This is a genomic window from Cupriavidus necator N-1 (genome assembly GCF_000219215.1).
Lineage (GTDB): Bacteria > Pseudomonadota > Gammaproteobacteria > Burkholderiales > Burkholderiaceae > Cupriavidus > Cupriavidus necator.
Window position 1 is genome coordinate 1764288 of record NC_015726.1, and the last position, 12702, is coordinate 1776989.

The 12702-nt window shown below is 65.4% G+C and carries 9 protein-coding genes; 5 read left to right on the forward strand and 4 right to left on the reverse strand.

Translation table 11 applies throughout. The annotated features are described in order from the left end of the window. Nucleotides 1-53: 53 nt before the first annotated feature. Nucleotides 54-1157 carry a tartrate dehydrogenase gene (locus tag CNE_RS08365; protein WP_013956688.1) on the reverse strand — a complete coding sequence of 368 codons (1104 nt, stop codon included), beginning with the start codon at nt 1155-1157 and terminating at the stop codon, nt 54-56. Nucleotides 1158-2009: 852 nt separating this feature from the next. Between CNE_RS08365 and CNE_RS08370 the strand changes: the two genes are divergently transcribed. The 5 genes from CNE_RS08370 to CNE_RS08390 all read left to right on the forward strand — a co-directional run bounded on the left by CNE_RS08370 (nt 2010) and on the right by CNE_RS08390 (nt 8685). Continuing rightward, nucleotides 2010-2891: a lyase family protein gene (locus CNE_RS08370; protein ID WP_404997188.1), complete on the forward strand. Its 882-nt coding sequence runs from the start codon at nt 2010-2012 to the stop codon at nt 2889-2891. A gap of 370 nt (nt 2892-3261) precedes the next feature. Next, nucleotides 3262-4785 carry an aldehyde dehydrogenase family protein gene (locus tag CNE_RS08375; RefSeq protein WP_049800555.1) on the forward strand — a complete coding sequence of 508 codons (1524 nt, stop codon included), beginning with the start codon at nt 3262-3264 and terminating at the stop codon, nt 4783-4785. Nucleotides 4786-5007: 222 nt separating this feature from the next. Then, complete coding sequence (locus CNE_RS08380; protein ID WP_013956691.1) at nt 5008-5673, forward strand: haloacid dehalogenase type II; 666 nt, start codon at nt 5008-5010, stop codon at nt 5671-5673. A 28-nt stretch (nt 5674-5701) separates the two neighbouring features. Continuing rightward, complete coding sequence (locus CNE_RS08385; RefSeq protein ID WP_013956692.1) at nt 5702-6991, forward strand: NAD(P)/FAD-dependent oxidoreductase; 1290 nt, start codon at nt 5702-5704, stop codon at nt 6989-6991. 74 nt (nt 6992-7065) lie between these two features. Then, nucleotides 7066-8685, forward strand: a complete 1620-nt coding sequence (locus CNE_RS08390) for an ABC transporter substrate-binding protein (RefSeq protein ID WP_013956693.1) — start codon at nt 7066-7068, stop codon at nt 8683-8685. 382 nt (nt 8686-9067) lie between these two features. On the opposite strand, the gene CNE_RS08395 is transcribed toward CNE_RS08390, so the two are convergent. From CNE_RS08395 to CNE_RS08405, 3 genes are read right to left on the reverse strand one after another with little or no spacing between them, the layout of a single operon-like run. After that, the gene (locus CNE_RS08395) at nt 9068-10705 is read right to left on the reverse strand and encodes an ABC transporter ATP-binding protein (protein ID WP_013956694.1); all 1638 of its coding nucleotides are present in this window, start codon (nt 10703-10705) and stop codon (nt 9068-9070) included. Further along, a complete protein-coding gene (locus CNE_RS08400; RefSeq protein WP_013956695.1) occupies nt 10706-11590 on the reverse strand; it encodes an ABC transporter permease in 885 nt (294 codons plus the stop codon). A gap of 27 nt (nt 11591-11617) precedes the next feature. Next, nucleotides 11618-12574: an ABC transporter permease gene (locus tag CNE_RS08405; protein ID WP_013956696.1), complete on the reverse strand. Its 957-nt coding sequence runs from the start codon at nt 12572-12574 to the stop codon at nt 11618-11620. Nucleotides 12575-12702 lie beyond the last annotated feature (128 nt).

Here is a 12702-nt window from a genome sequence, read left to right on the forward strand (position 1 = left end):
TCAGGACGTTGCCGCCGGGGCCACAGATGCAGTTGTTTTGTTTGGCGTCACAGTCAAGCGTTTTCCACTTCGGCAGCAATAGCCTTGCCCATTTCCGTTGTCGACGCCTTGCCGCCGAGGTCGGCGGTGTGCGGACCGTGGATCAGCACACGCTGAATGGCGGCAAGAATGGCATCGTGCGCCTTCCGCCCGGCATCGGCATCGGCATCGGCATCGGTGTCGAGGAAATCGAGCATCATGGCGCCTGACCAGATCATCCCGATGGGGTTCGCCAGATTCTTCCCATAGATGTCCGGCGCAGAGCCATGCACCGGCTCAAACAGCGACGGGAACTTGCGCTCCGGATTCAGGTTGGCTGAAGGCGCCAGTCCGAGCGTTCCCGTGCAGGCAGGGCCGAGGTCCGACAAAATATCGCCAAACAGATTGGAAGCCACCACCACGTCGAACCGTTGGGGCTGCAGCACGAAGCGGGCACAAAGGATGTCGATGTGCTGCTTGTCCCAACTCACGTCCGGATACTGCTCGGCCATGGCTGCGGCCCGGCCGTCCCACCACGGCATGCTGATGGCAATGCCGTTGCTCTTGGTGGCAACGGTGACGTGCTTGCGCTGGCGCTGCCGCGCCAGCTCGAACGCGAAACGCAGCGCACGATCGGTCCCAAGCCGCGAAAAGACGGACTGCTGCATCACCACTTCACGATCCGTGCCTTCGTACATCACACCACCGACTGACGAATATTCGCCTTCGGTGTTCTCGCGCACGATGATCGCGTCGATATCGCCCGGCTTGCGGCCGGCAAGCGGGCAGGGCACGCCTTCGAACAAGCGTGCGGGACGCAGGTTGATGTACTGATCGAACTCGCGGCGGAACTTCAGCAGCGACCCCCATAGCGAGACATGGTCCGGCACGGTGTCCGGCCAGCCGACAGCGCCGAAATAGATGGCATCCATGCTGGAAAGTTGCGTCTTCCAGTCGTCCGGCAGCATCTTTCCCGTGGCGGCGTAGTAGTCACAGCTTGCCCACTGAATATGGGTAAAGTTCAAGCGGATACCAAAGCGACTGGCGGCGGCATCGAGCACGCGCAAGCCTTCGGGCATTACTTCCTTGCCGATGCCATCACCTGGGATCACGGCGATGTTGAAAGTCCGGGTCGTCATGACGATCTTCCTGAGAGATAACGAGATTCCGCCATGGTCGATACCAGGGCTGCGGGTAATGGGGCCAATTCTAGACGGGGATATTCAACGGGAGCTTGCGTAAGCCGGCAGGAAAACGGAAGGAAATTCTTTATTTGTGCTCGCCTTCGGCACGCTGTGCGCTGGCGGGCTTGCAGGCTGTCGACGTGCCATCCCTTGCCGATGGCATCGATCCGAAATCAGAACTGATATCGCAGTCCGACGACAAATTGACGTCCTGGCCCGGGGACGACCGCAAGTTTGCCCCACGACACAGACGGCCGCCCAAGCTTTTCGAGGCGGCCCAACAATCTGCTTGTACGCTGCGGCAAAACGCAATTCACTGCCGCACGGTGCGTTGCGATCGGTACCATCGTCGGTACGACTGCTCTTAAGCTTGTTGCCATGCAGCATGGTTGCGCCACTGTGCTGTAGATCTGCGTGGCATCCAACTCTCAGGAGAGTTCTCATGGCCCTTCGGATCTGAAAGTCCTTATTCCGGACGATCACTTTCCCACGCTGGCTCCGCTGGCGGACGCTGCGGAGGCCCGCTAGTGACGTGGAGCACGATCGCCGAACCCGTGGCCGATCTGCTGCCGGACCTGTCGAGGTCGCCCGGCGGGCGCTGGCGTCCGCGCCCTAATCCAACCCATCAGCACTTCAGCCAAACCATGACCACACTGCAATCCACTCGCCAGGAGAAGGACTTCCTGGGCGTCCGCAACCTCGATAACAGCTTGTACTACGGTGTGCAGACGCTGCGGGCAAAGGAGAATTTTCACCTCTCCGGCCGCCGGCTTGGCGAGTATCCCGAGTTTGTCAAAGCACTGGCCCTTGTTCGACGCCATCCTGAAAATGGGCCGCACCCAGCTCCAGGATGCGGTTCCCATGACGCTTGGACAGGAGTTCCGTGCCATGGCCGACACCGTATCCGCGGACCTCGAGCAGCTTCGCACGCTCATCCCGGCTGCGCTATGCGCCGTGAATCTGGGGGGAACGGCGATCGGCACGGGCATCAATGCCGACCCGCGCTATCAGGCGATCGCCATTGAGGAGCTGGCGGCGCTCTCCGGCTTCCCGATCCGTTCCGCAGCCAACCTCATTGCGGCGACATCGGACATGGGCGACTTCGTACTGCTCTCAGGCCTGATCAAGAAAACCGCGCTGAGGCTCTCGAAGATCAGCAATGACCTGCGTTTGCTGTCGAGCGGTCCGCGGGCCGGCCTTGCGGAAATCAACCTCCCGGCGCGCCAGCCCGGTAGCTCCATCATGCCCGGCAAAGTCAATCCGGTCATTCCGGAAGCGATGAACCAGGTGGCCTATGAAATTGCAGGTAACGATGCCGCGCTGACCCTGGCCGCCGAGGCGGGTCAGTTGCAGCTCAATGCCATGGAGCCGCTGATTGCCTACAAGCTCTTTGACTCCATCCGGCTACTCGGTCGGGCGGTGCGGATGCTGGACCGCGAGTGCATCGAGGGCATTACCGCCAACCCGGATCAGTGTTCCGCACTGGTTCAGCGGTCGATTGGCATTGTGACTGCGTTGAATCCGTACATCGGATATGAGAATGCCACGCGCATCGCCAGGCTCGCTCAGGAGACTGGCCGCACCGTCGTGGAGCTGGTGCAATCCGAGCAGCTGATCAGCAATGAGCTGCTGGCCGATATCCTGCGCCCGGAGAACATGGTGGCGCCTCGTGCGGTAGCTAGAGCCTGATAACAACGAAGTGACCCGCGTCGGTATGCCACGGCGCAAACCGTCACGCATCGCCTGCTCGCACACCTGACAGCGCCGAGAGCTCACGGCAACGCACCCCTCTCCCGCGAAGTGGAAGAGGAGTGGGGGAGAGGGCCGTTGCGTCAACGAAGTAACGCGCCGTCCGGTATTGCCAGCGCCTGCCCTCTCCCCGACGCTCCCGCAAGCGGGAGAGCGGCAGCATCAGTTCCCCGCGCCGGAGCCCGAACGCCCTCGGGTTTATACGTAGGATGCAAGAATCGTCCGCCTGAGGTGGCAGTTTCGCAATTCGATGCGGTAGCGCGGTCCGTAACGAATGCAAATGCTGAGCCTTCTTGTCTAGCATTTAGTCATGAATCCACTAACGGTGCCGACCCGCGGCGCCCCGCCTTCCGTGCAAATATTCGACCCCCAGACTGTCTCCGTTCCCTCGGGCCATTTCATTGGCGGACGGCTCGTACCTGATGCCGGCCGCATTCCCGTGCGGCGCCCCTCCGATAACCAGGTGCATGCCGAGCTGCCGCTGGCTGACGCCGCCGCCGTGGATGCGGCGGTGCAGGACGCGTGGAAGGCGTGGCGCACCAGCGACTGGGCGCGCCGTGCCCCGCGCGAGCGGGCGCGCGTGCTGCGTCGCTGGGCCGATCTGATCGAAGCGGATGTGCAGTGTCTGGCGCCGCTTGAAGCCGTGTGCTCCACGCGGCCGGTGCGCGCTGCCGCGGCCTGGGATGTGCCTTTCACCGCCGAAGGCTTGCGATTCTTCGCCGAATACGCCGACAAGATCGGTGGAGACGTGGCGGCCACGCAGCACGATCACCTGGGCATGGTGGTGGCCGAGCCGTATGGCGTGGTGGGAGCGATCACCCCGTGGAATTTCCCGCTGGTGATGGTGTCGTGGAAGGTGGGCGCGGCGCTTGCCGCCGGCAACGCGGTAGTGCTCAAGCCTTCCGAGATGACGCCGTTCTCCGCCGTGCGCCTGGCTCAGCTGGCGATCGAGGCGGGCGTGCCACCGGGGTTGTTCAACGTGGTGCAGGGCGATGGGCGGACCACGGGCGATGCGCTCACGCGCCACCCGCTGATCTCGAAAATGACCTTTACCGGATCGACGCAGACGGGCGCCGCGATCATGGCCAGTTGCGCCTTGCATGGCCCCAAACCAGTCACGCTGGAGCTGGGCGGCAAGAGCCCGCAACTGGTATTCGACGATGCGCCGGACCTCGACCGGTTGGCCGGCATCATTGCCGGCGCCATCACCGGCAATGCGGGCCAGGTATGCGTCGCGGGCTCGCGCCTGATTGTGCAGCGCGGCATCGCCGAGGCACTGGTCGAGCGCGTCGCGGCAAGCTTTGCCGCGCAGCGGCCTGGTGCGACCTGGGATGACGCGGCGACGCTGCCGCCCATCATCTCGGCAGCGCAGGCGGCGCGCATCCTCGACATCGTCGAGCGCGCGTGCGGCCCGGGCGCGCAGGTGCGCAGCGGCGGCGGGCTGTTCGACGGCGGGCCGGGCGGCGCATACTTCCAGCCCACGCTGATCGAGGGCGTGCGCGCGGACAATCCTGCCGTGCAGGAGGAAATCTTCGGTCCGGTGCTCACGGTGCAAACCTTCGACGACGAGGAAGAGGGCCTGGCGCTGGCCTCGCACGAGCGTTACGGCCTGGCCGCCGGCGTACACACTGCCAATATCGGAAGAGCGCTGCGCGCCATGCGCGGCATCGCCGCCGGCACGGTGTGGATCAACCGCTACGGGCGCAGTTCGGATTTTGTGATTCCCACCGGCGGCTACCATCAATCGGGCATCGGCAAGGATCTGGGGCGCCAGGCCGTGGAGGCGAATTTGCGCTTCAAAAGCGTGCTGATCGATTTTGCTGCGGCGCGTTAGCGGTGCGTCATCGCTCGCCTGCGCACCCCTGCGGTGCCGACCGCATGACATGCCGCGGGACCCATGACAAACCGCAGTTTCGCCGCGTGCCATGGGCTCATTTCCATATAAACGCGGTGCGGCCGCGTGCTTTAATCCCTTCGAAATAATTCTGTCGCCCGCGCCGGACAATGCGCGGCTCCACGCCGGTCGCCGACCGGAAAACCCTGAGGATCAGAGACCATGACCTTCCGTCCCAAGTACGTGACCTTCGACTGCTATGGCACGCTTACGCGTTTTCGCATGGGCGAAATGACGCGCGAGCTGTTCGCCGATCGCATCCCTGCTGAGCAGATGGAGCAGTTCATCGCCGACTTCAGCGCCTACCGTTTCGACGAGGTACTGGGCGACTGGCAACCTTACGAAGTGGTGCTGAAGAACGCCGTGCGCCGCCTGTGCAAGAAGTGGAAGATCCAGTACTTCGACACCGATGGCCAGCAGTACTATGACGCCGTGCCGACGTGGGGCCCGCATGAGGATGTGCCCGCCGGCCTGGCCAAGGTCGCCAAGGAGATTCCCCTGGTGATCCTGTCGAATGCCTCGGATGCCCAGATCCAGAAGAATGTGGCCATGCTCGGCGCGCCGTTCCACCGCGTCTACACCGCGCAGCAGGCCCAGGCGTACAAGCCGCGCCTGAAGGCCTTCGAGTACATGCTCGACTCGCTGGGCTGCAACCCGGAGGATGTGCTGCACGTGTCGTCGAGCCTGCGCTACGACCTGATGTCGGCTGACGACATCGGCATCGTCAACAAGGTTTTCGTGAACCGTGGTCACGGCCCGGGCAACGCGGCGTACCGCTACACCGAGATCCAGGATATCGGTGGCCTGCCCGGTGTCGTCGGTCTTTGAACTGACCTTCCACAATTCCGTCCCCACCATGAAGCTTGATTCCTACTGGAACGATTCGGTGCCGACACTGGCACTGGACGCGCACGAACTGCCGCCGCAGGTCGATGTGGCCATCGTCGGCGGTGGCTTCACCGGGCTTTCGGCGGCGCTGGCGCTGGCCCGACATGGCGCAAGCGTGGTGGTGCTGGAGGCTGGGGCCACCGTGGCGCCCGAGGCCTCGGGGCGCAATGGCGGCCATGTGAACAACGGGCTGGCGGTGGACTACGCGGAGCTGGCTGCCAGGGTGGGCGTGGAACGCGCCCGCGGCTGGTACCACGCCTATGACGACGCGGTCGATACCGTGGAGCGCATCGTGCGCGACGAGGGCATTGCCTGCGACTTCCAGCGCAACGGCAAGCTCAAGCTCGCCACCAAGGCTCACCAGATGGAAGCGCTGCGGCGCAGCGCCGAGCGCCTGGTTGCCGACGGCGTGGATACCGACGTGGAAATTCTCGACGCGGCGCGCGTGCGTGCCGAGGTGCAGAGCGAGCGTTTTCACGGCGGCCTGCTGTACAAGCGCAGCGGCCAGATGCATATGGGCCGCTTCGCGCAAGGCCTGGCCGTGGCCGCGCAGCGCCACGGCGCACAGATCCACACTGGCACCTGCGTGCGCCGCATCGAGCGCGTGCAAGGCCAGGTGCACCGCCTGCACACCGCGCGCGGCACGGTGCTGGCCCGGCAGGTGCTGCTCGCCACCGGGGCTTCGCGCCACGGTGGCTATGGCAGCTTCGGCTGGCTGCGCCGGCGCATCGTGCCGATCGGCAGCTTCATCGTGACCACGGAGCCGCTGGGCGCTGAACGTGCCAGGGCGCTGCTGGCCAAACGCCGCACCTATGTCACGGTGGCGAACATTCACCATTACTTCCGCCTCACGCCGGATCACCGGCTGGTGTTCGGCGGCAGGGCGCGCTTTGCCGTCTCCAGCCCGCAGCAGGATGCTGCGAGCGGGGAGATCCTGCGCGCCGGCCTGGCCGAGATCTTCCCGCAGCTCGGCAACGTCAGGCTCGACTATTGCTGGGGCGGACTGGTCGACATGACGCAGGACCGCCTGCCGCATGCCGGCGAGCGCGACGGGCTGTTCTACTCCATGGGCTACAGCGGCCACGGCACGCAGATGTCGGTGCACATGGGCGAGCGCATGGCTGCGGTGATGGCCGGCGACGCGGCTGCCAATCCATGGCGCGAGCGCGACTGGCCCGCCATTCCCGGGCATTTCGGCCCGCCGTGGTTCCTGCCGGCGGTAGGCCTGTACTACCAGCTCAAGGACCGGCTTGCCTGAGCTTTGCGCACCTGCTGAGCTTTCGCCGCGATCCCTCTGTTTCCCACTCAGAATAATCAGGAGCACAACCAACCATGAACGATAGCGGTAACGAGTTCGAGAACCTTGTCGGCCCCGGCGAAAGCCTTCGTGTGATGGGTCTGCTCAAGCGTGGCGCCACGCGGCGTGACGTGCTGGCGATGCTGCTGGCAGGCGGCATGCAGGCCACGCTGGCCGGCAGCCTGGCCGGCGTGGCCGTCAAGGCCCATGCAGAGACACCGAAGCGTGGTGGCCGTATCCGCGTGGCCGTCGCCACGGCAGCCGCCTCGGATACGCTCGATCCGGCCAAGCAGTCGAACCAGAACGACTACGTGCGCTGCAACATGGTCTACAGCGGGCTGACCTCGCTCGATAGAAGCCTGACGCCGCGGGCTGCCCTGGCCGAGTCGTTCAACACCACCGACGCCAAGACCTGGGTCTTCACGCTGCGCAAGGGCGTGACCTTTCACGACGGCAAGGCATTGTCCCCGGCCGACGTGGTGTATTCGATCATGCGCCACAAGGACCCCGCCACCGCTTCGAAGGCCAAGGTGCTGGCCGAGCAGATCGAGAGCGTGAAAGCCACTGGCCCGAATGAGGTCACGGTGGTGCTGACCAGCCCCAATGCCGACCTGCCGGTGATCCTGGGCACCTTCCACTTCCTCATCGTCAAGGATGGCACCACCGACTTCAGCGCAGGCATCGGTACCGGACCTTACAAGATCAAGGAATTCAGGCCCGGCGTGCGCACGCTCGTGGTGCGCAACGGCGCCTACTGGAAGCCCGGCAAGCCCTATCTCGACGAAATCGAGTTCGTCGGAATCGCCGACGACAGTGCGCGGGTCAACGCGCTGCTGTCCGGCGGGATGGACCTGGTGGCCTCTGTCAACCCGCGCTCCGTGGCCCGCGTCAAGGGTACGCCTGGCTACGGCATCCTCGTCACGCAATCGGGGCAATACTCAGACCTGATCATGCGCAAGGACGTGGGTCCTGGCGTGAGCCCGGACTTCTTGATGGGGATGAAGTACCTGCAGGACCGCGAGCAGATGAAAAAGGCGATCGCGCTCGGCTATGCGGTGGTCGGCAACGACCAGCCCATCGACCCCACCAACCGGTTCTTCTTCAAGGAACTGCCGCAGCGACCCTTCGACCCGGAAAAGGCGAAGTTCCATTTCCGCAAAGCCGGCGTGACGGGCAAGGTGCCGGTGGTGACCTCGCCGGCCGCTATGTATTCGGTGGAGATCGCGATGGTGATGCAGCAGACTGCGCAGCGTGTGGGCCTGGAACTCGACATCAAGCGCATGCCTGCCGACGGCTACTGGTCGAACCACTGGCTCAACAGCCCGGTGGGCTTCGGCAACGTCAACCCGCGCCCCAGCGCCGATACCATCCTCACACAGTTCTTCAAGTCCGATGCGCCGTGGAACGAATCGCGCTGGAAGAACCCCAAGTTCGACCAGCTGCTGCTGGCGGCGCGGGCTGAGACCGATACCGGCAAACGCAGGCAGGTGTATGCCGACATGCAGTCCATGATCCATGAGGACGCCGGCATCGGTATCCCGTTGTTCCTGGCCAGCATCGACGGACATTCGTCGAAGCTTAAAGGGTTGTCACCGATCCCGCTGGGGGGTCTGATGGGCTATTCGTTTGCGGAGAACGTCTGGCTGGATGCCTGACCTGGAAGGGGGGCTTTGCTCCCCTCTCCCGCTTGCGGGAGAGGGGCCGGGGGCAAGCTCATGGCAAGCACCGTGACGGCTGACTTCGTGGATACGCCTGGCCCTCACCCCGACCCTTTCCCGCACGGGGAGAGGGAGCGCACAAGCGGTGAGGGGAGGGCGTGGATTTGCCTCGCTACTTCTTAGCGTCTTTCAGATTTGTCAGCTTTGGGCCGGCGCAAGCCGGCCGCTTTGCATTTGAAGCCCGCGCGGCAAGCCCGTCATCTGTGCGCGCCCTGAGCGCCAGACGGCTTGCCGAACAAAGCCACGCGCGCCGATGGCGGCGAAATTCGCGTGGATGTTCCCGGCCGGCGCCTGCTGGCACCGCGCCGGCCGGTTGGCGTTATCGCGAAGCCGCGATTTCGCCTTCGCTGTGCAGATCGACTTCATCGATCCAGCCGCGGCGCAATTCGGGCACCGAGCGCGCCAGCAGCGCGTAGTAGGGGTGGTGTGGCCCGCGGTCGTAGTCGGCGTGCGCGACCTGGGTCAGCTTGCGGCCATGCTGCATCACCACGATCTCGTCGCAGATCGAGCGCACGGTGTGCAGGTCGTGGCTGATGAAGAGGTAGGAGACGCCCAGTTCCTTGCGCAGCTCGGCCATCAGGTCGAGGATGGCAGCGCCGACCACCGTATCCAGCGCCGAGGTGATCTCGTCGCACAGGATCAGTTCCGGATCGGCGGCGAGCGCCCGGGCCAGGTTCACGCGCTGCTTCTGCCCGCCGGACAGGCCGCCAGGCGTGCGCTGCGCCACGCCGGGGGGCAGCCGCACCAGATCGAGCAGCTGGCGGATCCGTGCCCGTTTCGCTTCGCCGCGCAGGCCGTGGAAGAACTGCAGCGGCCGCGCCAGGATCTCCTCGACGGTGCGCGCGGGATTGAGTGCGGTATCGGCCATCTGGAACACGATCTGGATGCGCCGCAGCTCATCGTGGCTGCGCTGCGCCACTGTCGGTTTCAGCGGGCGGCCGTTGAAGGCGATGCTGCCGTGGCAGGGTGCCACCAGCCCGGCGATCGCGCGCGCCAGCGTGGTCTTGCCCGAACCCGACTCGCCGATGACGCCAATCGCCTGGCCCCGGTACAGCTTCAGGTCGACGCCTTCCAGGATCTTCGCGGCCGGCTGGCCGTGCGCATCGAGCACACCGTAGCCGGCGGACAGATCGCGGACCTCCAGCAGCAGCGGGCTCTTGTCGGGGTCCACCGGCGCACCCGGACGCTCGGTCGGCCGCGCCGCGGCCAGCAGGCAGCGCGTGTAGTCGTCGGCGGGCTGGTACAGGATCTGGTCGGTCTCGCCCAGCTCGCGCATCTTGCCGTCGCGCAGCACCAGGATGTGGTCGGCCACCTGGGCCACCACGGCGAGGTCGTGGCTGACATAGACCGCGGTGGTGCGGCGTTCCTGCACCGCGCGGCGGAACACGCGCAGCACTTCGACCTGCGTGGTGACGTCCAGCGCCGTGGTCGGCTCGTCGAGGATCACCAGGTCGGGATCGGTGATCAGGGCCATCGCCGCCATCAGGCGCTGCAGTTGCCCGCCGGAGACCTGGTGGGGGTAGCGCTCGCCGATGGAATCAGGGTCGGGCAGCGCCAGTTCGCGGAACAGCGCGACCGCCTTCTTCTCGGCGGCCTTGCGATCCATGAGCCGGTGGATCAGCGCCGGTTCGACCACCTGGTCCATGATGGTGCGCGACGGGTTGAACGAGGCCGCCGCGCTCTGCGCGATATAGGTGATCTCGCGCCCGCGCAGCCGGCGCTGGTCGCCGGGCGAGAGGTGCAATACGTCGGTGGTGCCGACCCGGATGCTGCCGGCGATCTCGCAGCCGTGGCGTGCAAAGCCCATCAGCGCCAGCGCGGTGGTGGTCTTGCCCGAGCCGGACTCGCCGATCAGTGCCAGCACCTTGCCGGGCTCGATCTCGAAGTCCACACCATCGACCAACGTCGCCTGGCCTGCGGTGATGCGCAGATTGCTGACCTTTACGGACGTGCCCATTTATTTGACTCCGTTACGTGCCGAGCGACCCGGCAGATTGTCGATGACGAGGTTGACGGCGAGGGTCAGGCTGGCGATGGCCAGCGCCGGCGCCACCACCGCCATGCTGCCTTCAGACAGCGCGCCGATGTTCTCGCGCACCAGCGAACCCCAGTCGGCATCGGGCGGCTGGATGCCCAGGCCCAGGAAGCTGAGGCTGGCGAGCAGCAGCACGACGTAGACGAAGCGCAGCCCCAGGTCGGCGAGCATGGGCCCGAGGATATTGGGCAGGATCTCCTGGCGCATGATGTAGGCGGTGCCTTCGCCGCGGGTGCGGGCAACCGTCACGTAATCCATCGCATTGATGTTGACCGCCAGCGAGCGCGCGATGCGATAGGCGCCCGGCACGTAGATGATCGCCGCCGTGACGGCGAGCATCCACACCGACGAGCCGAAGGCCGCGACCATGATCAGCGCGAACATCTTGCTGGGGATGGCCGTGAGCGTATCGACGCCGCGGCTCAGGCAGGCATCGATCCAGCGCCCGCTGACGGTGGCGAGCAAGGCCAGCGTGATGCCGATGCCGCTGGCGCACAGGGTCGAGACCAGCGCGACGCAGACGGTGTAGCGGGCGCCCAGGACGACGCGCGCCAGCATGTCGCGCCCGAGGTAGTCGGTGCCGAGCCAGTGCTGGGCGCTGATCGGGGCGAAGACCTGGATCTCTCCCGCGGGCGTGCCGTCAGCGTGGATCAGGATCGGGCCGAGGATGGCGGCGAACAGCCAGCCGATGAGGATCAGGCAGCCGATCCAGCCGGTGAGACCCAGGCGGGGCAGGCGCGGACGGCGACAGCCTTGGTCGGGGGCGCTCACCGCGGTGGTGGCTTGCGTGTGGGAGGAAGTGGACATGAATTGCAGCTCCTGCATGGCGAGGCTTCAGCGATGGCGCAGACGCGGATTGGCGACGATGCCGCACACATCGGCAAGCGTGACGAGGGTCAGGTACGCACAACAGAAGATCATGGCGCACACCTGGACCACGGGCATGTCGCGCTGGGCGACGCTGTCGACCATCAGCTTGGCGATTCCCGGGTAGTTGAAGATGGTCTCGATGATGATGACGCCGCCAAGCAGGTAGGACAGGCTCAGCGCCACGGCATTGGCAATCGGGCCGATGGCGTTGGGCAGCGCGTGGAACAGCACCATGCGGGTCGCGGAAGCGCCCTTGAGCCGCACCATCTCGATGTAGGGCGCGTTGAGCTGGTCGATCACCGCGGCGCGGGTCATGCGCAGCATCTGCGCGACGATCACGCAGCACAGGCTCAGCACCGGCATGGCCAGCGAACGCAGGATCTTATCCCACGAATCGTCGGTGCCGATATAGGCGAGCGCGGGCAGCCAGCGCAGTTGGACCGCGAACAACAATACGGCCAGCGTGGCGACCAGGAACTCCGGCACCGAGACCACCGCCACCGCGCCGAGGCTGACGCCGCGGTCAAACCAGGTACCACGGTAGACCGCCGCCAGGATGCCGAGGCCGAGCGCCACCGGCACCGAGATCAGTGCGGTCAGGCCGGCCAGCAACAGCGATTGGGGCAGGCGGCTGCCAATGGCCTCCGACACCGGCTGACGGGTGACCAGCGACTCGCCGGCATTGCCGGTCACCATGCCGCCCAGCCAGTGCACGTAGCGCACGGGCGCGGGGACATCGAGGCCCATCTGGGTACGCAGCGCGGCCAGGGCCTCGGGTGTGGCGTCCTGGCCGAGCTGTTCCTGCGCGGCATCGCCGGGCAATACCGCGGTGATGGCGAAGACGATGGCCGAGACGGCCAGCAGCGAGATCAGCGCCAGTCCGACGCGCCGCGCCAGCAGACGCAAGATGAATGGGTTCACGGGGTCTCCTTTCTTAGTGGATAAATCAGGCCGCGAGTCGCAAGTGATCGACTGACGAATCACCCATCAGACGCCCGCAGGGATCTGGCAAAAAGCCGTGGATCCACTTCGGCTGCGGGGGGAACGTC